At 63.6% G+C, this 22,900-nt stretch carries 22 protein-coding genes; 11 read left to right on the top strand and 11 right to left on the bottom strand.

The annotated features are described in order from the left end of the window. Positions 1 to 91: 91 nt before the first annotated feature. Both ACFVTE_RS16765 and ACFVTE_RS16760 read left to right on the top strand, forming a co-directional pair. A complete protein-coding gene (locus ACFVTE_RS16765) occupies positions 92 to 1,306 on the top strand; it encodes a PucR family transcriptional regulator (protein ID WP_387102218.1) in 1,215 nt (404 codons plus the stop codon). Positions 1,307 to 1,500: 194 nt separating this feature from the next. Next, positions 1,501 to 2,433 carry an alpha/beta fold hydrolase gene (locus ACFVTE_RS16760; RefSeq protein WP_387102216.1) on the top strand — a complete coding sequence of 311 codons (933 nt, stop codon included), beginning with the start codon at positions 1,501 to 1,503 and terminating at the stop codon, positions 2,431 to 2,433. Between the two features lie 108 nt (positions 2,434 to 2,541). On the opposite strand, the gene ACFVTE_RS16755 is transcribed toward ACFVTE_RS16760, so the two are convergent. The 6 genes from ACFVTE_RS16755 to ACFVTE_RS16730 all read right to left on the bottom strand — a co-directional run bounded on the left by ACFVTE_RS16755 (position 2,542) and on the right by ACFVTE_RS16730 (position 7,894). Further along, positions 2,542 to 3,300, bottom strand: coding sequence for an SDR family NAD(P)-dependent oxidoreductase (locus tag ACFVTE_RS16755; RefSeq protein ID WP_387102215.1), 759 nt, complete (start codon positions 3,298 to 3,300; stop codon positions 2,542 to 2,544). Positions 3,301 to 3,342: 42 nt separating this feature from the next. Then, entirely contained in the window at positions 3,343 to 4,047 is a 705-nt protein-coding gene (locus ACFVTE_RS16750) for a fumarylacetoacetate hydrolase family protein (protein WP_387102213.1), read from the bottom strand. A gap of 85 nt (positions 4,048 to 4,132) precedes the next feature. After that, the gene (locus ACFVTE_RS16745; protein WP_387102211.1) at positions 4,133 to 4,306 is read right to left on the bottom strand and encodes a hypothetical protein; all 174 of its coding nucleotides are present in this window, start codon (positions 4,304 to 4,306) and stop codon (positions 4,133 to 4,135) included. Positions 4,307 to 4,512: 206 nt separating this feature from the next. Continuing rightward, a complete protein-coding gene (locus tag ACFVTE_RS16740) occupies positions 4,513 to 6,096 on the bottom strand; it encodes an aldehyde dehydrogenase (NADP(+)) (protein WP_387102209.1) in 1,584 nt (527 codons plus the stop codon). Positions 6,097 to 6,151: 55 nt separating this feature from the next. After that, entirely contained in the window at positions 6,152 to 7,492 is a 1,341-nt protein-coding gene (locus tag ACFVTE_RS16735; protein WP_387102208.1) for an MFS transporter, read from the bottom strand. 237 nt (positions 7,493 to 7,729) lie between these two features. Continuing rightward, a complete protein-coding gene (locus ACFVTE_RS16730) occupies positions 7,730 to 7,894 on the bottom strand; it encodes a hypothetical protein (protein ID WP_387102206.1) in 165 nt (54 codons plus the stop codon). A gap of 579 nt (positions 7,895 to 8,473) precedes the next feature. On the opposite strand from ACFVTE_RS16730, the gene ACFVTE_RS16725 reads away from it, so the two are divergent. After that, a complete protein-coding gene (locus tag ACFVTE_RS16725) occupies positions 8,474 to 8,932 on the top strand; it encodes an NUDIX domain-containing protein (RefSeq protein WP_387102204.1) in 459 nt (152 codons plus the stop codon). A gap of 143 nt (positions 8,933 to 9,075) precedes the next feature. Here ACFVTE_RS16725 and ACFVTE_RS16720 read toward each other — a convergent pair whose 3' ends face one another. Genes ACFVTE_RS16720 through ACFVTE_RS16700 form a run of 5 tightly spaced genes read right to left on the bottom strand, consistent with a single transcriptional unit; the run spans position 9,076 to position 13,094 of the window. After that, positions 9,076 to 9,870: an IclR family transcriptional regulator gene (locus ACFVTE_RS16720; RefSeq protein ID WP_387102202.1), complete on the bottom strand. Its 795-nt coding sequence runs from the start codon at positions 9,868 to 9,870 to the stop codon at positions 9,076 to 9,078. Positions 9,871 to 9,909: 39 nt separating this feature from the next. Then, a complete protein-coding gene (locus ACFVTE_RS16715; protein WP_387102201.1) occupies positions 9,910 to 10,698 on the bottom strand; it encodes a 2-keto-4-pentenoate hydratase in 789 nt (262 codons plus the stop codon). After that, the gene (locus ACFVTE_RS16710; protein ID WP_387102199.1) at positions 10,688 to 11,137 is read right to left on the bottom strand and encodes an ester cyclase; all 450 of its coding nucleotides are present in this window, start codon (positions 11,135 to 11,137) and stop codon (positions 10,688 to 10,690) included. Before ACFVTE_RS16710 ends, ACFVTE_RS16715 begins: the two co-directional genes overlap by 11 nt. A 1-nt stretch (position 11,138) precedes the next feature. Then, entirely contained in the window at positions 11,139 to 11,699 is a 561-nt protein-coding gene (locus tag ACFVTE_RS16705; RefSeq protein ID WP_387102197.1) for a flavin reductase family protein, read from the bottom strand. Between the two features lie 12 nt (positions 11,700 to 11,711). Next, positions 11,712 to 13,094: an LLM class flavin-dependent oxidoreductase gene (locus ACFVTE_RS16700; RefSeq protein WP_387102195.1), complete on the bottom strand. Its 1,383-nt coding sequence runs from the start codon at positions 13,092 to 13,094 to the stop codon at positions 11,712 to 11,714. 413 nt (positions 13,095 to 13,507) lie between these two features. Here ACFVTE_RS16700 and ACFVTE_RS16695 point away from each other — a divergent pair, with 413 nt between their 5' ends. From ACFVTE_RS16695 to purU, 8 genes are all read left to right on the top strand, one after another. After that, the gene (locus ACFVTE_RS16695) at positions 13,508 to 14,614 is read left to right on the top strand and encodes a betaine/proline/choline family ABC transporter ATP-binding protein (protein WP_387102194.1); all 1,107 of its coding nucleotides are present in this window, start codon (positions 13,508 to 13,510) and stop codon (positions 14,612 to 14,614) included. Continuing rightward, positions 14,604 to 15,500: an ABC transporter permease gene (locus tag ACFVTE_RS16690; RefSeq protein WP_387102192.1), complete on the top strand. Its 897-nt coding sequence runs from the start codon at positions 14,604 to 14,606 to the stop codon at positions 15,498 to 15,500. The genes ACFVTE_RS16695 and ACFVTE_RS16690 overlap by 11 nt, the downstream gene beginning before the upstream one ends. Before the next feature lie 42 nt (positions 15,501 to 15,542). Further along, entirely contained in the window at positions 15,543 to 16,424 is an 882-nt protein-coding gene (locus tag ACFVTE_RS16685; RefSeq protein ID WP_387102190.1) for a glycine betaine ABC transporter substrate-binding protein, read from the top strand. Between the two features lie 272 nt (positions 16,425 to 16,696). Further along, on the top strand, positions 16,697 to 17,596 hold the full coding sequence (dapA, locus tag ACFVTE_RS16680; RefSeq protein ID WP_387102188.1) for a 4-hydroxy-tetrahydrodipicolinate synthase: 900 nt from the start codon (positions 16,697 to 16,699) through the stop codon (positions 17,594 to 17,596). A gap of 76 nt (positions 17,597 to 17,672) precedes the next feature. Beyond that, entirely contained in the window at positions 17,673 to 19,184 is a 1,512-nt protein-coding gene (locus tag ACFVTE_RS16675; RefSeq protein WP_387102186.1) for an aldehyde dehydrogenase family protein, read from the top strand. A 218-nt stretch (positions 19,185 to 19,402) separates the two neighbouring features. Further along, positions 19,403 to 20,992, top strand: a complete 1,590-nt coding sequence (locus tag ACFVTE_RS16670) for an APC family permease (protein WP_387102184.1) — start codon at positions 19,403 to 19,405, stop codon at positions 20,990 to 20,992. A 32-nt stretch (positions 20,993 to 21,024) separates the two neighbouring features. Continuing rightward, positions 21,025 to 21,792: an SDR family NAD(P)-dependent oxidoreductase gene (locus ACFVTE_RS16665; protein WP_387102183.1), complete on the top strand. Its 768-nt coding sequence runs from the start codon at positions 21,025 to 21,027 to the stop codon at positions 21,790 to 21,792. Positions 21,793 to 21,949: 157 nt separating this feature from the next. Continuing rightward, positions 21,950 to 22,858, top strand: coding sequence for a formyltetrahydrofolate deformylase (gene purU, locus ACFVTE_RS16660; RefSeq protein WP_387102181.1), 909 nt, complete (start codon positions 21,950 to 21,952; stop codon positions 22,856 to 22,858). Positions 22,859 to 22,900 lie beyond the last annotated feature (42 nt).

Below are 22,900 nucleotides of genomic sequence, written 5' to 3'. Positions count from 1 at the left end.
GATCGACTGTGACCCCGGTCATGTTCTTCCTTCATGCTCGTCCACGACCGTGCCGGTTGTCCTCAGCCCATTACTGAAGTATCTTCGACAAATGTCAAAAGACAAGGGTGTTGTCGGCGAAGGCCAAAACGCCGTGCAGATCCTGGTTGACGAGCTTTGCGACGAGTTGGGCAGGTCAGTTGCGGTAGACAACCCCTCCTTTGAGCTCCTTTGCGCCAGCGCTCAAGTTGGTGCAATCGACCAGCGACGGATCTCGGCAATCATTGACAGGTCACCGCCGCCCGAACCTGTTCCGTGGATGCTCAGCCACGGCATCCAGGACTCCTACGCGCCGGTCCGGCTGCCGGCGAACGAGGAATTTGGCATGCTGCCCCGTGTGTGTTTCCCGATCCGCCAGGGCAGGCAGCTGTCAGGCTACCTGTGGTTGTTTGATGAACCGCCGGTGAGTGAGAAAGAGCTGGAGGCGGCGGGCAGGACGGTCTCCCAACTGGCGGACATCCTCGGCGCCGAGGATGTCACGCTGCAGGACCGTGCGGAGCTGATCAGGGAACTCACTGCTCGCACAGTCGTCAAGGCAACTGCCCTGGGAGCGGTGGAGGAAGCCGTCGGGCTCGGTCACCTCCCGGAAGACGGGCGGTTCTCAGTACATGTCCTGCGGCTGGGACCGTCCGGAGGGGCAACGGCGGCTGCACGCGCTAAAGACCCCCAACTTGAGCTGTCCCGCCCCCGTCTCGGCCGGCCGTACCTGGCGCGCTACACCCCGGGGCAGCTCACCATCGTTTCCCGCGACCGGTCCTCCCGGGATTCCAGCACCGTTCTTGCCAGCGTCGGGCGCCTGGTACGGACCGGCGGACTTGAGGTCGAACACACCGGCTCCGCGATGGCCGGCTCGGAGCTTGAACTGGAGACCGCACGGGACAGGGCGGAGTTCGCTGCTGCCGTCTCCGCGTTGCTGGGAGATGGACAGGCACCACTCATGTGGGAAGAGATGGGAACCTGGCGCCTGCTGCAGGGCCGACCGCTTAACCGGCAGACCGCTTACGAGGTCAGCGATGACGCCAGGAAGCTCATCCAGGACGGGAACAGGGAAGGGTGGCAGACCGTAGTTGCCTACCTCGACTCAGGACGGAATGTAGCCGCCACCAGCCAAAAGCTATCTATCCACCGCGCAACACTGCATTACCGGCTTGAACGGGTCCGCGAAATGCTTGGCCCAGACGCCCTCGACGACGGCTGGCGGGCCGTGTCCTTGCACGTCGCCCTGAAGCTCCACCACGCCCTTCAGCTGCGCGCTGGCCGGAGGTAACAGTTCTGTCCGCTCCGTACGGTCACCTCGGAGCGCCGATAACCAAGAATTCCCAGAAAGCTGGTCCCCGGCGTCAGGTTGGGGCGTGCTCTAGTCCGACAATGGCCTAGCACCGCCCGAACCCTGGTCCGCCTCCGGAGTCTTTGGGACTCCCGTAGAAAATGAGAAATAGAGCCCTTGAGTACTATCAAAGGATGCCCCTCCCGCTTGATTACCTGACGACGGACACGCTCGACATTGCCTTTGAGCGGTCCGGTGCCGACGACGGCTTTCCGGTTGTGCTGTTACATGGCTTTCCTTATGACCCCCGCAGCTATGACGAGGCGGCGGACCGTCTTGTTGAAGAGGGCGCGCATGTCCTTGTTCCGTATCTTCGCGGCCACGGTCCGACGCGGTTCCGGTCAGCAGGCACGCTGCGGTCGGGTCAGCAGGCGGCCCTCGGTTCCGACCTCCACGATTTCATCGATGGCCTCGGGCTGGACAAACCGATCGTCGCCGGGTTCGACTGGGGTGGCCGTGCGGCGTGCCTGACTGCCATGCTCTGGCCTGAGAAGGTGAGCGGTCTGGTCACGATCGGCGGATACAACGTGCACGACGTTAAAGCCATGGCGACAACGCCGGAACCACCTGCGATAGAGGCGAACAACTGGCATCAGTGGTACTTCCAGAATGAACGCGGCCGTGAAGGTCTCACCCGCTACCGGCACGAACTAGCCCGGCAGTTGTGGTGCGAGGGGTCACCACACTGGGACTTCGACGACGATACGTTCGAGGCGACAGCCACGTCGTTCGGCAATCCGGACTTCGTCGACGTCGTGATTCATTCGTACCGCGTCCGCTATGAACTGACGCCCGGCGACCCCGTGTACGACGAGTTGGAGCGCGTCATCGCCACACAACCGGTGATCACGGTGCCGACCATCGTCATCGATCCGACCGATGATCCGATCACTCCACCGTTGACACGCGAGGAGCATGAGGCGCACTTCGCGCGCATGGTTGATTACCGGCGGACGCCGGTCGGTCACAACACCCCACAGGAAGACCCGGAGGGCCTGGCCACGGCCATTCTCGATGTACGTCAGATCTCACATAGCAGGAGGGCCGACACACTGGGGATATGCTGAATTGCTCGCAGACGGCGGTCATTCCCCCCTGGGCTGTCTGCGTGACCGTCAGTTCCCGGGTGACCTCCGAATCCTGGAATGGCGTTCGTCTTCGGAGTGCGTGCCGGATTAGAAGGGAAGGGGAAGCTTTGCTGTTCTGCCGCCGTCGAGGACGATGATCTCGCCGGTCAGGAAACTTGAGTTGTCGCTTGCCAAGTAGACGGCCAAATCACCGACGTCCGTCGGTCGTCCTATGCGACCCACAGGGTGGAGGGCCTTCAGGCCAGCCCGTGCGGCGGCTGGGTCGGCCTGTGCGTTGAGGTAGTTTTCGCTGAGCTCGGAGGAGATCCAGCCCGGTGCTATGGCGTTGCATCTGATGTTGTCGGGGCCGAGGTCTACAGCGAGGGCCTTGGTCATTCCGTGCATGCCGGCTTTGGAGGCGGAGTAGGCCGTGTGGCCGGGGTTCGCTGCCAGTCCTTCAATGGAGCCGATGTTGATGATGCTGCCTCCGCCGCTGCGCTTCATGTGGGGGAGGACCGCCTGTGCCAGGAAGAGTGGGGCGCGGAGGTTAAGGGCCATCATGGTGTCCCATTCTTCGCATTGTATTTCGGCGACGCTTCGCTCGAACATGATCCCTGCGTTGTTGACGAGGACGTCGATTTTGCCGAAATGCGTGGCAGTTCGCTCTATGGCCGTGGTGATGGCTGCAGGGTCGGTCAGGTCGGCCTGGATGCCCAGCACAGTCGGATGCTGCTCCAGTGAGGTCTGCAGCGGCCGGCGTTGCAGGATTGCCACTTGTGCGCCTTCTTCCAGGAAGCGCTGAACAATTCCGCCGCCGATTCCTTGTCCTCCGCCACTGATGACGGCGATTTTGCCTTTCAGTTGCATGGTGTTCCTTCCGGGCCGCCGGGAGGCTCCAGCGGGGCTTTTCTAGGTGGTGGTTCGGACGCGGTTGGTGAGCTTACCGATCCGCTCGATCTCGACGGTGACTTCGTCGCCGTCTTTGAGACCCACCGCCGGGTTGCGGAACACGCCCACACCTGCCGGGGTGCCGGTCAGTATGACGTCGCCGGGCTCCAGGGTGGCCGTCTGGGAGACGTAGCTGATTATGTCGGCAACGCTGAAGATCATCTGCGCGGTAGATGAGTCCTGCATCAGGACTCCGTTCAGCAACAGCTTGATCCCCAGGTTCTGGGGGTCGGGCACTTGGTCGGCGGGCACCAGCGTGGGGCCGATCGGACAGAACGTGTCCAAGCTCTTGCCCCGCACCCATTGCCCGTCGTCGAACTGGAGGTCCCGGGCGGATACGTCGTTCGCGCAAAGGTATCCCGCCACGTACTCCAGGGCCTCCCCACTGGTGACGTTGCGTGCCCGGCGACCGATCACCACGGCAAGTTCGGCTTCGTAGTCTGTTCTGACGCCCTGTGGAACAAGAATCTCGCCGCCGTGGCCGATGAGTGTGTTCGGCCATTTAGCGAAGAGCAGCGGCTTGATCGGTGCCTCAAGGCCCGCTTCAGTGGCATGATCACGGTAGTTCAGCCCGACGCAGATCACCTTCGATGGCAGGGCAATGGGCAGATTGCGACCGTCTTCAAGAGCCGTGCGAAAGGTCGTGTGTGTTTGAGGCTGTGTCATTTCCGGTTACCTACTGTGTGCGGGGGCGGGGGAGGTGTTGGCGCCGAGGAAGTTTGTCGCAGTCATCCTGGTTTTTCACCTGTCCTCAGGTTTTCCTTACGTGGACCAGGGGCTTATCGGCACCGTAGACCATGGTCCGCCCCAGGCCGGCGTCCTGGATGACCCAGAAAGCGCTGCGGTCGATGGCCATCATTTCAATGCGACCGGTGATGATTTTGCCGTCCCGGTGGCGCACGGTGACGGTGTCACCGCGGGACAATTTAGACCAGTCTGGTACCGGTGGAGAGGGCGCATGGAGACGAGGCTGAGGACGCGATTGGGCGTAGGTGTACATGGTCCTGGGGTGGCTTGGGTTGGTCGGCGTTATGGGCACTGTTGAACAACAGGGTGGTTTTCCGGCCCCGGACGGCGTCTCTTGCGGGAGCATGTCCGGGGCCGGAAGCCTGGAGTTTTGTTGCTGGGTTGTTAGTTGGCCTGTTCCGGTTTGCCGTTGATGAGGCGGTTGAGGTGCCAGGGGTTGGCGTCCTTCAGGGGTGCCGGGCGGAGCTGGTCGGGGAAGTTCTGGTAGGCGACCGGGCGCAGGAAGCGGTCGATCGCGAGGGATCCGACGGAGGTGGTTTTGGCGTCCGAGGTGGCGGGGTAGGGGCCGCCGTGGACGACGGCGTGGCCGACCTCGACGCCGGTGGGCCAGCCGTTGACGATGATCCGGCCGACCTTGCGCTCGAGGGTGGGGATGAGCGGTGCGGCGGCGGTGTAGTCGTCGTCGGTGATGTGCAGGGATGCGGTGAGCTGTCCCTCGAGTTTGGCGGTGGCCTCGATCAGGTCTTCGCTGCCTTTGTAGCGGACCACGAGGGAGGCGGCGCCGAAGACTTCTTCGTGCAGGACGGGGTTGTTGATGAAGACGTCGAGTTCGGCGCTGAAGACTGCCGGCGCGGGGGAGTTTTCGCCCGGACCTTCCGTGCCCCGGCCGAGGAGTTCGACGTCGGGGGCTGCTTCGAGTGCGTCGTGGCCGTGTTGCCAGGCGCTGGCGATGCCGCCGCTGAGCATGGTCTGGCCGGTCAGGGCGCTGATGGCGTCGGTGACGGCGGCGGTGAACCGGTTGCCGGCGTCGCCTTCGGGGACGAAGACGAGTCCGGGTGAGGTGCAGAGCTGTCCGGAGCTGCCGGTGACGGATCCGACGTACTGTGTCGCGAGGGCCGCCACGTCGCCTTCGAGGGCGCCGGGGAAGACGTAGACGGGGTTGATGGAGGACATTTCGGCGTAGACGGGGATCGGTTCGGGGCGTGCGGCGGCGGTGCGCATGAGGGCGGTGCCGCCGGCGCGGGAGCCGGTGAAGCCGACGGCTTTGATGGCGGGGTCGGCCACGAGGGCCTGGCCGATGCTGGCGCCGGAGCCGTAGACGAGGGAGAAGACGCCGGGGTGGAGGCCGAGGTCGGCGACGGCCTTGGTGATGGCCTGGCCGACGAGTTCGGCGGCGCCGGGGTGGGCATTGTGGGCCTTGACGATGACGGGGCAGCCGGCTGCGAACGCCGAGGCCGTGTCGCCGCCGGCAACGGAGAAGGCCAGCGGGAAGTTGCTGGCTCCGAACACGGCGACGGGGCCGAGCGGGATTTGGCGCTGGCGGATGTCGGCGCGGGGCAGGGGAGTGCGGTCGGGGATGGCGGGGTCGATGCGGACGCCGCGGAAGTCGCCGTGGCGGACGACGTCGGCGAAGAGCCGCAGCTGGCCGGTGGTCCGGGCGCGTTCGCCGCGGAGCCGGTCCAGGCCGAGCCCGGTTTCGGTGGCCGTGCGTTCGATGAGTTCGTCGCCGGTGGCCTCGATGTTTTCGGCGATCGCCTCGAGGAACCGCGCATGCTGCTCCGGCTCGAGGGCGCTGAAGGACTCGAAAGCGTCGGCGGCGGCCGCGGTGGCCGCCTTGAGCTGCTCTTCGCTGATCAGGGTGTAGGCCGGTTCGAGCTGTTCATTGGTGGCCGGGTTGATCCCGTGGGCCGTGCCGCTGGTACCGGGGGTCGCTTCCCCCGCGATCAGGGAATGTCCGTGAAGTGTCATTTGGTGCGCCTCCTGGGCGATCGAAAACAGAAGAGATGAGTCAGGCGTACTGCAACTAGTGGGAGAACCCGGACGCGGTTTCGGTAAGGCTCTTGCCCTTGGTTTCGGGAGCGAGCCATTGCGAGAGTGCAGCGCCGAGGAGTGCGATGCCGGCGGCGATGAGCATCGATACGGCGGGGCCGAGATTGGCCATTGACCAGGGCAACAGGAAGGTCCCCATTCCGGCACCGACTCGGCTTACGGCTGCGGCGAAGCCGGTTCCGATTCCGCGGATCTCTGTGGGAAATACCTCGGCCGGGTAGACGCCGGTGAGGGTGGTATACATGGCGTTGAAGAAAGAGAACGCGAGGAAGAGGACGAGTACCACGACGGGCGGCGCCCCCGCCCAGAGGCCGATAACCGCCAGCAGGACGGCGCACAGCCACTGGGGTGGAACGGTAAGCGCACGGCGCCCGACCTTGTCGATCAGCAGGAAGGTAATGATGACGGCAGCGAGGGCGACTGCGGAGAGGCCGATGCCGCCGGCCAGCCCGCCGCCGAGTCCGTATTGCTGCAGCACGCTGTCGGCGAAGGTGGCGATGGCGAAGTAGGGTGCGACGGCGCAGAACCAGAACATCGAGACGAAGAGGGTGGCACGCCAGTAGCTGCGGGAGAAGAGCATGCTGAAGGTGCCCTTGCGGATGTCTTCGTGCTCGACGTCGGCCATTTCGGTGGAGCTTTCCATGTACTTGTGGGCGATCCGCCGTGCTTCCTGCTGGCGTCCCTGGTTCCAGAGCCAGCGTGGTGATTCGGGCAGGCCGAGGCGGGCGATGAACAGGATCAGCGCCAGGAGTGTGCTGGTGCCCAGGATGATGTGCCAGCTGAGGTCGGTCGAGTGGACCAGGACGTGGCCGACGAGGAAGGCGATCATGAAGCCGGCGTACCAGGCGACGAGGGTCAGGGCCATCAGGCGTCCGCGGAGGCGGGCCGGGGCGAACTCGGACATCATCGGCCAGCCCACCGCGTACTCAGTGCCGATGGCGACGCCCATCAGGAAGCGCACTACAAACAGGAGCAGGGGTGAGTCGACGAAAAACTGCAGTCCTGAGGCGATCACGAACAGGGCCATGTCGATCATGAACAGGGGTTTGCGGCCGAACTTGTCACCGGCCCACCCGCCGAGCGGGGAGCCGAGGAGGATGCCGAACAATGGGCCGGCTGCGATCAGGCCCTCCCAGACCGTTGACAGTTCCAGGTCCGTGGCGATGCTGCCGGTCACCGGGCCGACGATGCCAAGGATGTAGCCGTCCAGGAACATGCCCCCGGTAAGCACGAAGATCAGCCGCGCCATAAAACGTTTCTTGAACGCCGGGGATGTTTCGGCCGGATTGTCGGTGATGTTTCCTGTGACTTCCACGTCACTCCTCATGGTTTGGGCTCGCTCATTGGATGCAGCGATCGGGCTGTGCCGTCGTGCCTGGCGGGCGGGATCGCGGCCGGACACGGATCCCCCGTCCGATGGTGAACCGCTGTCAAAACTGTTGGGAAAGATCAGCCCGTGGGGGCTGTGATGCTGTGAGTTGCTGGAACAGCTGTCACGGCGAAGGTTGCTGCCGGTCCTGATCCGCGGCTCGGATCAGGGATTTGCTGGAGGCTAGTCCTGTTCCTCGAGGGACAGGCCCTCCCAGGGCCTGCACACCCACTGGCCGGGCGATCGGTGGGAACCCGGTCCCGAAACGACCTGTGTACCCCTTGCCCGGCGGCCAATGGCGTGCGGGTGGGCCAGCGTGGTGGAGATAAAGCGAACAATCTGGATCACGGCGTCCTCCTCGGATTTTCTTAAGGGGGCATCATCGCCCCAGCTGCAGTTCGTGGCAGCCAATTGCCCACGGGCTGATGAAGATTTGAATGCTGCGGTCGCATCGGACCGTATCTTCATTGTGGCCCACACCACGTACAAAACGCAAATATTTTGAACAAAGTGTTCACTGGATGAACGGGGTCGAGCTGCGGTATCGCGGGCTGGGGCGTCAGGAGAGACGGCCGGCCTGCCCGTTCTGGCGAACTTCGGGGACGGCGCCTCCTTGCCGTACGTGGTGATCCATGCCATAGTTAGCATTCATTTAGTGAACGTAACGTTCATTCAATGAATGCTACGTGAGATGCGAAATCAGACGAGGAGAGGAAAGTCCGTTGACGATTGTCTTTCGTTCCGAGCCGGCCTTGACGCCCCAGACGGATGGGCCTGGGGTCGTCGGAGACCCTCGACGCGCCGAAACACACTCCTTGGGCTCTGGCATGCGCCTCGTCTCCTCCCCGTGGGAAGGGATCTATCTGGAGCAGGCCTACTCTTTCCTTTCCGGCCCCCGGAACGCTCCGGCCTCAGGGTTAAGGGACCATGAGCACCATCGTTGACGCCGCAGGGTTCCAGACTTCGCCTTCTGCCCCGCCGTGCCGGGTTGTCGCCGTGGTTGTCCAGTGGCGGGACAAGATCGCCCTCTTGAAGCGGAGCCGGGATCTGGCACATGACAGGGGGCGCTGGCACTGCGTCACCGGGTACCTGGAGCCGGATGCTTCGCCGGAGGAACAGGCGTTCCGGGAACTGCTGGAAGAGACAGGGCTGGCAATGGACGACCTCCTCGAGCTCCGCGAGGGGCGAGACCTGATGCTCAGCGATGGGTCAGGAATGCCGTGGCTGGTCCACACCTTTACCGCTGTCACGTCCCGGCGGCGGTTGGAGCTGGATTGGGAACACGAGTCTTACCGCTGGACTCCGCCGGGCAAGACGGCCCGTTTCAGCAACAGGGTTTCCTGGCTCGATTCAGTGCTCGAAGCGACCGGACACCTCGCCCTCTAAGGGACCGGAGAACAACAAGAGCAGTGCCGATCATCCTGATGATCGGCACTGCTCTTGGCTTGTTTAACTGCTCTTGTATTGGTTGATAGGACTTCGGCCGGAGACGCCGACCTCAGAGGCCCCCACTGGCATGCGGGAAGTCCTTATGCCTGCGGGGGGTTCATCCGCTGCTGCATGCGTTCGGCAGCGGCCATCAGGCGACCTGGCATCTCGGCCTGTTTTTCTTCGTTGTCCATGCGGTGGCGGGGGCCAACGATGGCCACCGCCCCCAGGAACGTCCCCACTGAGTCCCTCACGGGGGCGGCAAAGGCGATGACGCCGTCTTCGAGTTCCTCGACGGTGCTGGCCCAGCCGCGTTCACGGACGGCCTTCAGTTCCTGGATCAGGTCCTCGTAGTTGGTGATCGTGGCGGCGGTGAGGGCCTCGAGCTGGTCTCCCACGGCCATCCGCAGTTGGTCCTCTGTGAGCTCGGCCAACAGCAGCTTGCCCGTGGCTGATGCGTGGTGTGGCCAATGCATGCCGTACATCTCGGACATTGTCATGCCCAGGAGCCTGGGTGATGCCTGGAGTACCAGGTCCAGCTCGTACAGGCCGCGCCTGAGGCTGAAGGTGACGGTCTCGTTTGTCTCGTTGGCGAATTCCTCAAGGATGTCCTTGATTCGGGGCACCAGGCCAGAGGCAGGGTCGACCGATTGGGCGATGCGGCCCAGGTCCCACCCCAGGGAGTACAACGTGTCCTGCCGGTCCACGATACCTTCCTCCTCCAATGTCATGAGGAGACGGAAGGTAGTGGCGCGCGCCAGGTCGATCTTTTTGGCCACATCGGTGACCGTCATGGGAGTCCCCGATGCAGCCAATGCGCGCAGGATCCGGACGGCCCGGGTCACTGAGCGATTCGACGCGTATCCCGGCTGGGGTGTTTCCTGGCTGGTGCTCATCGTTCGGTCAAGGCCTTTCGAATAGGGTTCTACTCAACCCTAACCGGCGGCCGTGTAATCGAAGCTGACCTCTCCCCAGCCTTCGAAGCGGCCGGTGATGCGGGTGCCGGGCACCATCCTGGCAGCGGCAAGGCAGCTGCCAGGCAGTATGAGCTGACCGGCCTTCAGGGTGATCCCGTACTCGGCGATCCGGTGGCACAGCCACACCAGGGCCGAGACGGGGCTGCCGTAGATGGCGTTGGTGTTCCCCTCCGCGACGGCCTCACCATTGAAGGTGATCGTGCCCTCCATGTCGGAGAGGTTCACGTCGCTGAGCTTCCGGGGCTGGCCGCCCAGAATGACGCCAGCACTGGAACCGCTGTCGGCCAGCGTGTCGAAGATGCCGATGTTCCAGTCACGGACGCGGGAGTCGATGATCTCCAGAGCGGGGACTACGAAGTCGGTGGCGGCGATGATGTCCGCCACGGTCACGTGCGGTCCGCCGACGTCGCGCTTTAATACGAAGGCGGGTTCCAGTTCGACGAAGGGTTCGATGAACTCGTCCTCAAAACGGGGCAGGTTCTCGGGGTAGAACTGGCTGGCAAGCAGGTATCCGTAGTCAGGTTCATCGACGCCGAACTTGGCCTGCATGGCCTTGGCGATGTTCCCGAGCTTGAAGCCTGCGACGCTGTCGCCGGCGGCCACCTGAAGGCGGATGACTTCCTGCTGGACGCGGAAGGCGTCCGCGACGGTGGGACCATCCACGCTGCCTATGAGTGTGTCGACGGGCTTCCTGTTGGCCTTGGCGTCCAGGATGCGCTGGGCCGTTTCGGCAATATTAATCGGCAATTTTCTCGGTCTTTCGGCGGGAAGAGCGCTGGTCACCGAGGTGCCAGATGCTCATGGATGACAGCATGTCGCGGGGGTCCCAGACCACTGCTTCGGAGGTGATCAGGCCGTCGCGGTGGCTGATGAATGAGGCGCCCTGGACGGTGACGGTCCGGCCTGTCGGGGGGACGCCCATGAACTCGCCGGTGTGCTTGCCGGCGGTCTCCCAGTGGATGGCCACGAGGTTGTCGTCCTCGATGGCACGGAGGACGGTGACGTGGAAGTCGCTGAAGGCGCGGTGCGATTCCTCGATCTGCTGCACCACCTGGGCGAGCCCTTCGGAGCCGGTCTTGGACTGCCGTTCGTAGTCGGGGGCCACGAGGCGTTCGAAGGCTGAGGTGTCCCCTTCGCCCCAGGCCTTGGTCCAGGCCTCGGTGACGCGGTTAAGCATGTTGGTCATTTCACTGGGCCTTTCCGGAAGGAGTGGGAGCTGCAGCCTGGGCGGGAGCAGGTGCCGGCCACTGATTGAAGTCACCGAATTTGCCGCCGCGGAACAGCAGGGCTTCCCCTTCGCCGGGGACAAGATTCTCGATGGAACCGACGATCATGTAGTGATCGCCCGCGACAACCTCAGAAAGCACCTCGCAGTCGACCCAGGCGGTGGCGCCCAGGATGCGTGGGGTGCCGATCGGGCTCGTTTCGTACTCGACTCCGGCGAACTTCTCATCACCCTTGCGCGAGAGTGCGCGGCAGACCGGCAGCTGTTCGGTGGAGAGGACGTTGGCGGTGAACCGGCCCAGGGAGCGCAGGGTCGGCCAGGTGCTTGAGGACTTGTCGACGCAGAACGTCACGAGGGGCGGTTCGAGGGAGAGGGACTGGAAGGTGCCGACAACGAAGCCGCGGGGCGTGCCGTCCTCGGCAAGGCCTGTGATGGCGGTGACGCCGGTGGGCAGGGCGCCGAAGACCTGACGCTGCACGGCAGGGTCGATCGACGGGGTTTCGGCGGTGACGATGATGGACATGGTGGGTTCCTGTTATGACTGGGGTGTGCGGGTGCGGTGGTAAGCGGCGCCGGGGTGGTCCGACGCGAGCCGGGCCTGTCCGGGGCCGAAGAGCGTCTCGCGCAGGGTGTCGCCTTCATAGGCGGTGCGCATGACGCCGCGGGCCTGGAGCTCGGGGACGACGTAGCGGGCGAAGTCCTCGATGTCGCCGAACTTCACGGCGTGGGCGATGTTGAACCCGTCCGCGCCGGTTTCCTCGATCCAGGAGACCAGTTCGTCGGCAACGGTTTGGGGGCTGCCGACGATGACGGGGGAGGTGCCGCCGATGCCGTTGTATTCGGCGATGTCACGCGGGGTCCATTGCCGGTCGGCGTCGATCTTGGTGAAGAAGTTGACCATGGTCTGGCCGGCGTTGGTCTGCACGTTCTCAAACGGCTCGTCCGGGTCGAACTGGGCCATGTCCATGCCGGCCCAGCCGCTGTACCGCGCCATGGCCCCGTCGTAGTCCACAAGGTCCAGATACTCGCGGTACTTGGCCTGGGCTTCTTCATCGGTGGGGGCGCTGATGATGGTGATCATCTGCAGGACGGCGATGTGTGAGGGCTCGCGGCCAACCTCTACGGCCTTTGCGCGCAGCGCGTCGACCTGCTTCTTCAGGCCGGCCTTGGTGGCGGCGTTCATGAAGACGGCCTCGGCAGTCTTGGCTGCCAGTTCCACGCCGCGGGGGGATCCGCCGGCCTGGAAGATCACCGGGGTGCGCTGCGGCGACGGTTCACACAGGAAGATCCCCGGCACAGTGAAGTGCTTGCCCTCGTGGCCGATTTCGTGCACCCTGCTGGGGTCCACATACGTGCGCGCCTCCTTGTCGCGCACGACGGCGTCATCGTCCCAGGAGCCCTCCCAGAGCTTGAGCGCCACGTCGATGAATTCCTCGGCGATCTCGTAGCGGTCGTCGTGCGCGGTCTGGGTGCCGGTTCCGAGGTTGCGCGCGGCGCTGTCGGAGTAGGAGGTCACGACGTTCCAGCCGATGCGGCCCCCGGTGAGGTGGTCCAGGGTAGAGAACTTCCGGGCCAGCGCGTAGGGGTGGTCATATGCGGTGGACGAGGTCACGCCGAAGCCCAGGTGCTTCGTCCCGGCCGCCATGGCAGGAATCAGGTAGGCGGGGTCATTGGCCGGAATCTGAGCGGCGTCGCGCAGGGCAGCGTCCACGCTGCCGTTGTACTTGTCGTGGTAACCGTTGTTGTCGGCGAAGAAGATTCCGTCGAAACCCGCGCGTTCCAACATCTGGGCGTACTCCACCCAGCGGTGCACGTTGGTGTAGTCGGCGCTGCCGTCCCTTTCATGACGCCAGAGGCCTGCGGAAAGGTGCGCTGGCCCGTTGAAGTCAAAGGCAAACATCCTCATTTGCTTCGTCATAGTCATTCCTTGCGACGTGTTCACTTGGTGAACGTACCATTTATCTAATGAACATCAACGGTAGAGTGGCGTCCACCACATCGTCAAGTACCGAAAGCAAAACCGATGCCTGTTTCCGACACCCCCGTCGCAGGCCAGGCACTTCGGGCTGGATTGCATTTGCAGCAACAACCTTTTCCGAACTTGACGTTCAACTGTTGACGTGGTGACGGAGGTCACCCTATGCTTTTGATCACTAAATAACCGAAGCGTTCACCAGATGAACAGGTACAGGGTCAATCCTTAGAAACAACAAGGATTCTGCTTCTGCTCCTGCTCATTCAGGGCCCGTTGTCGGGCACCACCCTCTCGTCCTTCTCCGGCCTCACCGTCGACGCCGTGGAAGTGCTGGACCCAACGTTCACGAGGAATTCATGACAGCCCAGCCCACCGCATTGCCCACCCTTCACCGCGAGGAACCCATGGACCCTGATAAACCCTTCATTCGAGTGGAGAACCTGACCAAGGTCTTCCATCCGGGCAAAAACCGCCGCATGCTCGGCCTCCTGCCCCCGAAGTCCGGCCAGAAGGGCTTCGTCGCCGTCGACGACGTCTCCTTTGAAGTGGAGCGTGGCCAGATCTTTGTCATCATGGGCCTCTCCGGCTCAGGCAAGTCGACCATCATCCGCATGGTCAACCGGCTCATCGACGCCAGCGACGGGACCATCTCCGTTGACGGCAAGGACGTCCGCTCACTGGCGCCGGCCGCTCTGCGCGACTACAGGAACCGCACCATCAACATGGTCTTCCAGCATTTCGGCCTGTTCCCGCACAAGTCCCTCGTGGACAACGTTGCCTTCGGCCTTAAAGTCCGCGGTGTGGACAAGGAAGCGCGGGAAGCCAAGGCAGCCGAAGCCCTGGCCATCGTCGGCCTCGGTGACCGCATCCACGCCATGCCCGACCAACTCAGCGGCGGCATGAAACAGCGCGTCGGCCTGGCCCGCGCATTGGCAACCGATGCCGAGATCCTCCTGATGGACGAGCCGTTCAGCGCCCTTGACCCGCTCATCCGCAAGGACATGCAGGAGCTGCTGATCAAGCTGCAGCAGAACTTCAAAAAGACCATCATCTTCGTCACCCACGACCTCAACGAGGCCATGTACCTCGGGGACAAGATCATGGTGATGAAGCAGGGCAAGAACATCCAGTGCGGCACAGCCCTGGACCTGCTCGAAGCACCCGCGGACCCCTACATCGAGGACTTCGTTGCCGAAGTCGACCGGAGCCGGGTCCTCACTGCCGGAATGATCGCCCGCCCCACAGCAAGCCACTCCTCTCCGCCGGAGACCGGCGGCTTCGGTAGCGGCTCGTCGAGGGTTCCGGAGGGCACTGTCCTGCACGACCTCCTGCCCATCCTCGCCACCGGCTCGCAGCCTGTGGAAGTCACCGACCAGGACGGCACCATCGTCGGCAAAATCACCGCCGAGGACGTCTTCTCGGCACTCTCACCCAGCAAGAGGAACAGCAACAATGCAGCTTGATGTCGGAACATGGTTCGCAACATTCATCGACTGGTCACTGGCCAACTTCGGCTGGTTCTTTGATGCAGTCTCCTGGCTCGTCAGCCTCCTCGTAGGAAACGTGGAAAGCGTCCTCGTCGGCCTGCACCCGTTCCTGATCATCGTCGTCCTGGCCGGGGCAGCAGCATTCCTTACCCGCAGCCTCGGCCTGACCATCTTCTCAGCTCTGGCATTCCTGCTCATCGTGTCCATGGGCCTGTGGGTTGAAAGCATGTCGACCCTTGCCGTCGTCGTCGTCTCAGTCGTCTTTTCCCTCGCCATCGGCGTGCCCCTGGGAATCTGGGCCGCCCTGAACGGCACCGTCAGCGCCGTCGTGCGCCCGGTCCTTGACCTCATGCAGGCCATGCCCGTGTTCGTCTACCTCATCCCGGCCGTCTTCTTCTTCGGCGTCGGCATGGTTCCCGGGATCGCAGCCACCATTATCTTCGCCATCCCGCCCGCCGTCCGCCTGACCGAATTGGGCATCCGCAAGCTTGACCTGGAACTCCTCGAAGCAGCCACCGCTTTTGGCGCCAAAAAGAGCCTCATCCTCAAAGACGTCCAGCTTCCCCTGGCCTTCCCGTCCATCATGGCCGGCGTCAACCAGGTCATCATGCTCGCCCTCTCCATGGTCGTCGTCGCAGGCCTGGTCGGCGCAGGCGGACTCGGCGGCGTCGTCGTCCAGGGCGTTGCCCAGCTCGACACCGCCCGCGGATTCGAAGGAGGACTCGCCGTCGTCATCCTCGCCATCTATCTGGACCGGGTCACCAGCGGCGCACAAACCTTCGGCAACGTCCTGCGCAGCCGCCGCATCCGCAAAGAACAAATCAAGGCAGCGAAGATGCCCGCTCCCGCGGCAGCTGTCTGACATCACCACCCAACTTCCATCACAGATAAACGGAGAACCACCTTGATTAAGAAGATCGGGGCCTTCCTGGCCTGCACGCTCATCGCCACCGGCGTCAGTTCCTGCTCCGGAGTGGCCGCTCCCGGCGCGCAGTCCGGCGACAAGACCGTCACCGTCGCCACCGTGGCAGGATACGACGACACTGTTGCCGTCACCGGCCTCTGGACAGAGCTGCTCTCAGAACACGGATACACGCTGCAGACCAAGCAGGTAGACCTGGCCGCCGGATTCGCCGGCATCGCCCGCGGAGACCTCGACGGCTACCTCAACGCCTGGCTCCCGACCACCCACGGAACCTACGTGGACAAATACAAGGACCAGCTCAACATCCTTGACAAGCCGTTCTTCGACAACGACCGGCTCGTTCTCGTCACCCCAAAGTCGATGCCGGAGAACACCATCAGCGAAGTCGTGAACAACGCCTCCAAGTACAGTTCGAAGATCGTCGGCATTGAGGCCGGCTCCGGTGAAATGAAGATCCTCCCGGATGTCCTGAAGAAGTACAACGCGACCGACAAGCTCGACATCGTCGCGGGCAGTACCCCTGCCACCCTCGCAGCCCTCAAAGACGCCGCGGCCAAGAACAAGCCCATGGTAGCCACGCTGTGGACACCCCACTGGGCCTTTGCATCGATGCCGATCAAAGCCCTGGACGACGACCTTCAGGGCTGGCCCAAGCCGGACGGCTCCTACATCGTCCTCTCAAAGCAGTTCGCTTCCAAGGAAGCCGAGGTCGCCAAGTGGATGTCAAACTTCAAGATCACCGAGGAGCAGTACGCGAGCCTGATGCTTGACGTCAGCGAAGCCTCCAGCCCCACCGAAGGGGCCAAAAAGTGGCTCGAGAACCCTGACAACCGCAAGGCCGCCGACAGCTGGTTCAAGTAAACCGGATAGCTGACCGGACCATGGATCCGCTTCACTAGGCCATCGCCAGAGGCCGCAGCACAACCTACGGTGCGCTGCGGCCCCAGGCCTTGGCCATTTGTTTCATCAGCATTTCCCGGACGTTTAAGTTCGATAAAAAGCACCCACTTAGCCGCGAAACTCCTTGTTTTCGAGCGAACCTTCCCCTAAAAATGAATAAACCGTTCATAGAGTGAACGTCGTTCCCGCCTCCACGGAAGGGCCTCGACGTCAGTAAACAGACAGGAATACGGATGACTGTGCAGCTCACGGGGGTACTCACCGCCCTTGCAACACCTTTCACGGACGACGGCCAGATTGATGTTCCGAAGCTTCGGCTTCTCGTGGACAGGTCAATTGACGGGGGAGTCGACGGGGTCGTGGCCTGCGGCTCCACCGGAGAGTTCGCCGCCCTCACCCAGGCCGAACGTCGCCTGGTCGTCGAAACTGTCGTAGAACACACTGCAGGGCGCGTGCCAGTCGTTACCCAGACCGGTGCCACCAGCACCGCAGAAGCCATCCAGAACTCTTTGCATGCCCAGGAATGCGGCGCTGATGTGCTGATGCTGATTGCCCCCTACTACGAGCCGCTCTCGATGGCGGAGACCACCGGATACTTCCGCACCGTGGCCGAAGCAGTCGAACTTCCCGTGATGCTCTACAACTACCCGTTCGCCACCGGAGTGAACCTCGACGCCGAAACGGTCGGCAGGCTGGGCCGCGAAGTGGAGAACATCCGTTACATCAAGGACTCCAGCGGTGACATGGGACAGGCCACCCAGCTCATCCACCACCACAGCGGGGACATCTCCACCATTGTCGGCTCGGACACCCTGATTCTCGCAGCCCTGACCGAGGGGGCCCCCGCGGTCATGGCCGGAACAGCCAACCTCGTGCCACAGGAAATCGTCGCTGTCCAGCGCGCAGTCGCAGCCGGAGACCACGTGAAGGCGCGGACCGAATGGAACCGCATCTACCCCCTCATCGACGCCGTCCTTTCCGCACCCTACGTTCCGGCCGTGAAGGCTGCGCTGGAGCTGCTCGGACAGCCCATCGGCAAACCCCGCCCTCCCGTGGCCGACCTGGACGCCGCCTCCGTAAACCGCATCGAAAAACTCGTGGCCGAACTCCAGCTGGAACCCGCCTCCACCTGAAATATCCCGCCCAAGGCCAGTCAGCACCGCCGCTGCACCGGCCGAACCAACCTCAACGATCAGGAGCAAAACCAAAATGACAACCACAGCTGTCACCAACTCAGCAACAGTCCGGCGCGGGACCGGGGAATCCCCGCTTCTTGGCGCTGAAGCATTGCCGCCAAGCGGGCACTTTATCAACGGAGAATTCAGGGCAGGCCTCGGCGCCGAAACCCAGACCATCGTGGACCCGTGCACCGAGGCCACCATCTGCGAGGTCAGCCAGGGAACCGCGGACGACGTCGACGCCGCTGTCGCTGCAGCACTCGAAGCCAAGACCGCCTGGGGCCGCACCCTCCCCAAGAAGCGCTCCGAGATCCTCCACGCCATTGCCGACCGTCTCGCCGAGAACGCAGACATGCTTGCCCGGCTGGAAGCCTGGAACACCGGCAAACCCCTCATGGTCGCAGAAGACGACATCGCCGGCTCCATCGACTCATTCCGCTTCATGGCCGGAGCGGCCCGTGCAACAACCTCTCTCGCCGCCGGCGAGTACGCCGAGGACCACCTGTCGGTGATCGTCCGTGAACCGCTGGGCGTGGTCGGCGTCGTAACCCCGTGGAACTACCCGCTGCTGATGGCAGCCTGGAAAATCGCCCCCATCCTCGCCGCCGGCAACACGATCGTCCTCAAGCCCTCGGAACAGACGCCCCTGACGACACTGAAATTCGCCGAACTGGTCGCCGACCTCCTGCCCGCCGGTGTCTTCAACGTCGTCACCGGGCTCGGCCCGGTCGTCGGTGCACGGCTCTCCGAGCACCCCCAGGTCGACATGATCGCTCTGACCGGATCGGTGAACAGCGGCCGCGCCGTGGCGCGGGGCGCCGCGGAAACCATCAAGCGGGTCCACCTGGAACTGGGCGGCAAGGCCCCGGTCGTCATTTTCGCCGACGCTGACCTCTCAGCCGCCGCAGAATCCCTGCGCGCCGCCGGCTACTGGAACTCCGGGCAGGAATGCGGCGCAGGCTGCCGCGTGCTGGTCCACGAGTCAGTCGCCGAACGCTTCACACAGCTGCTCGTCGAGCAGGTGCGAACCCTCGTGGTCGGCGAACCCACCGCCGGCGCCGACGTTGAAATCGGGCCGCTCATCTCCAAGGCGCACTACGACCGCGTCCTGAACCACCTCGAGCGCGCCAAGGCCGACGGCGCCAAGGCTGCGCTCGGAGGCGGAGCCCTGGAAGGTCCCGGCTACTTCGTCGCCCCGACCGTGCTGACAGACGTCCCCGAGGGCACAGCCTGCACCCTCGAGGAAATCTTCGGCCCCGTCGTCACGGTCGAGACCTTCTCCACCGAGGAAGAAGCCATCACCCGGGCCAACGCCGTACCGTACGGCCTGGCGGCATCGGCCTGGACCCTCAACCCGCAGCTGGGCCACGACGTCGCCTCCCGCCTGGACGCAGGCACCGTCTGGATTAACTCCCACCTCGTCCTGGCCAACGAGATGCCCTGGGCCGGCTTCAAGAGCTCCGGCTACGGCCGCGACCTGTCCGCCTACGCACTCGACGACTACTCCCGCACCAAGCACGTCATGCACAACAAGGCACGCTGACAACCGGACGGACCGGCACTTTGCCGCAACAGCGTCACGCACGGTGAATGTGCCTGGCAAGTGGAACTGGCCGATTGTAAGTCCGGGCGTCGAGGGTCCGAGCACGGTGCAAGCACCGTGCTCGGACCCCTACGCATGCGCCCGGACCCAGCGCCATCTCCCCATCGTTTCCGCCGTACCCACCCGCACCGTTCAGGTGCGCCCCGAACAGGAAAACCATGACCGACAAACTCAAATTCACCGACAGCACCGGAATGGAGGAATTCGGATACGCCCAATCACTGGACCGGAAAGTCGGCAAGTTCTCCAGCTTCGCCGCCGGTGTCAGCTACATTTCCATCCTCACCGGCGTGTTCCAGCTCTTCTACTTCGGCTATTCCATGGCAGGACCTGCCTACGCATGGTCCTGGCCAATGGTCTTCGTCGGTCAGCTCATGGTCGCACTGTGCTTCGCCGAACTCGCTGGCCGATACCCGGTCGCCGGCTCCGTCTACAACTGGGCCAAACGCCTCTCCTCGAAAACCTCCGCCTGGATGGCCGGCTGGCTGCTGCTCATTTCCTCGATCGTGACCGTCGGCGGGGTGGCCCTGGCACTGCAGATCACCCTCCCGCAGATCTGGAGCGGATTCCAGCTCGTGGGCGACGGGACAGGAACCTACGACTTCGCGATCAACAGCGTCATCCTCGCCGGCATCCTGATCACCTTCACCACCATCGTGAATGCATTCGGGGTCAAACTCACTGCCGCCATCAACAGCATCGGCGTGTTCGTGGAACTGACCGCCGCGGTCCTGATCATCCTCGCGCTGGGCTGGCACATCATCCGGGGCCCCGAGGTGTTCTTCTCCTCCCACGGATTTGGAGACGGCCAGTCGCTCGGATTCTTCGGAGCCTTCCTCGTGGCCTCCATGGCTGCCGGCTCCGTGATGTACGGCTTCGATACCGCTTCCTCTCTCGGGGAAGAAACCAAGGACCCTAAGCGGACCGCGCCCAAAGCGATCATCCAGGCAGTCACGGCATCCTTCGTGCTGGGCGGCCTGCTGCTCGTGTTCGGCATCATGGCCGCCGGCAACGTCGACGATCCCAAGCTCGGCTCACCGGAAGGCGGACTTCAGTACATCCTCCTGTCCGTCCTCGGCAACCCGTTCGGCAAGGCCTTCCTCGTTTGCATCTGCGTCGCCATCACCGTCTGCACGCTGGCGATCCAGGCAGCTGCCATCCGCATGATGTTCGCAATGGCCCGGGACAACAATCTGCCCTTCGCCAAACAGCTCTCCTGGGTCCACCCCAAGCGCAAGACACCGACGGTCGCGTCGATCGTCACCGGTGTACTGGCCATGGTTCCGCTGATCGTCAACATCACCCAGCCTGCGATCTTCACCATCGTTCTGACCATCGGCATCGTCCTGATCTACCTGTCCTACATGCTGGTGACCATCCCCATGCTGCGCAACAGGCTCAAGGGGCGCTGGCCCCTGCGGGACGGTGTGGAGTCAGGATTCAGCCTGGGCAAGTGGGGGCTTCCGGTCAACATTCTCGCGGTGCTGTGGGGAGTAGCCATGACCATCAACCTCATTTGGCCCCGCAAGGAGCTCTACAACTCCACTCCGCCGTTCGAGTGGTACCTCCAGTGGGGCGGAGTCATCTTCGTGGTAGTGGCCGTCATCGCCGGGCTTTTGCTCTACCGGCTGCGGCTGCGGCACGGCGAAGGTGTCCTGGCCGCACATGCCGCCGCCCCGCCGGGTGAGACGAGGCCGGACCTTGAGCCTGAAGCCGGGGATTCCGCCGTGCTGGAACCCGTCGAGTAGACCAGCGACTAACGATTTTGCGGGAGACGGAAATGAACGCATTGTCCCTAACAGGCCAGGTTGCCCTGGTCACCGGTGCCGGGCACGGAATCGGCCGGGCCAGCGCTTTAGCCCTCGCACAGGCCGGTGCGCTGGTGGTCGCGTCCGACATTGACTTCGCGGGCGCCACCGAAACCGTGCAGCTGCTCAAGGAAGCCGGCTACCAAGGTGCCGCCGCGACAGCCGACATCACCGACGAAAAGGCAATGACGGCCGTCGTTGATGACATTGTCCGCACGCACGGACGGCTCGACATCGTGCACGCCAACGCCGGCGTGCTGATGGCCGGCACGGCCCTGACCCAGACCTTGGACGAGTGGGACACCACCTACCGGGTCAACGTCCGCGGTACGTTCCTCACCGCCCGGGCCGTGCTGCCACAAATGATCAAGCAGAAGTCCGGCGCAATCATCATTACCGCCTCGATCTCCGGGCTTGTCGGCGAGCCCGACCTGGTCGCCTACAACTCCTCCAAGGGCGCGCTGGTGAACCTCACACGGCAGCTCGCGGTGGAATACGCCGGCCAGGGAATCCGGGTCAACGCAATCTGTCCCGGATGGATTGAAACCGGCTTCAACGATCCGGTGCTCAGCCACCTTGACGACAAGGAACTGGACGACATGGTCCAGCGTCAGGTCCCGCTCGGGCGCCAGGGCACCCCGGAGGACATCGCCCCCTCCGTGGTGTTCCTCGCCTCCGACTGGGCCCGATACATCACCGGCCAGCTCCTTCCCATCGACGGCGGACTCACGTCGATGTAACGCAACCATGCTCGCTGGGCGGACGCAGGCCTTCAGCGGTCACCTGCTGACAGCCTTTCCACAGCAGTGCTCCCCGCAGCCGGAGCACTGCCCGTTCTGCCGGACCTAGCGCCAGTACGGATATCAGTTTCACAATCGGCTTTAACAGGAGGAGCAAATGGTGCTCACTGAAACAAACACAATAACTAGTCCTTTTCTCAAGGTGGAGGAGGAGAAGAAGGCACAGAAGTTTGTGCTCACACTGTCGTGTGCCCAGCGCGCCGGCATAGTTCAGGCCGTAACCACGTTCCTGTTCGAGCGGGGATTCAACATCGAAGAGCACCAGCAGTTCGACGACGGACTCCGCCAGACCCTGCACCTGCGCACCGCCTTCTCCGGCGCAACCGGGTACGACCTGCAGAAGCTCGAAGAGGAGTTCCGCCCCATCGCCGACCGCTTTGAGATGAAGTTCGGCGTCCACGACGAGACCAAGCAGCGCGTTCTGGTCATGGTGTCCAAGTTCGGGCATTGCCTCAACGACCTGATTTTCCGCTGGCGGGGCGGCAGCCTCGGCGGAGAACTCGCCCTGGTGGTTTCCAACCACGAAACACACCGGGCGATGGCAGAGGCTGCCGGCCTTCCGTTCATCCACATCCCCGTCACTCCGGAGACCAAGCAGGAAGCCGAGCGGCGCCTGCTCGAGCTCGTGGACGAGTACGACATCGACCTCGTCGTCCTGGCCCGGTACATGCAGGTGCTTTCGGATGACCTGTGCCGCTCCCTCGAGGGCAGGGCGATCAACATCCACCACTCCTTCCTGCCGGGATTCAAGGGAGCGCGCCCGTACCACCAGGCCTACGGCCGCGGCGTCAAGCTGGTGGGCGCCACCGCCCACTACGTCACCGCAGACCTTGACGAGGGCCCGATCATCGAGCAGGAAGTCATCCGCGTCGACCACAGCTTCGGCCCCACCACGCTGTCCACCATCGGGCAGGACGCGGAGGCCCTGGCACTGGCCCGCGCCGTCCGCTGGCACTGCGAGCACCGCGTGCTGATCGACCAGACCAGCACCATCGTCTTCCGCTAAGGCAGCCACCCACAGGCCGCTGACGCCCACTATCTACGCAGG

The sequence above is a fragment of the Arthrobacter sp. NPDC058097 genome (genome assembly GCF_042884885.1).
Lineage (GTDB): Bacteria > Actinomycetota > Actinomycetes > Actinomycetales > Micrococcaceae > Arthrobacter.
This window is presented reverse-complemented; position numbering and strand designations above follow the sequence as displayed.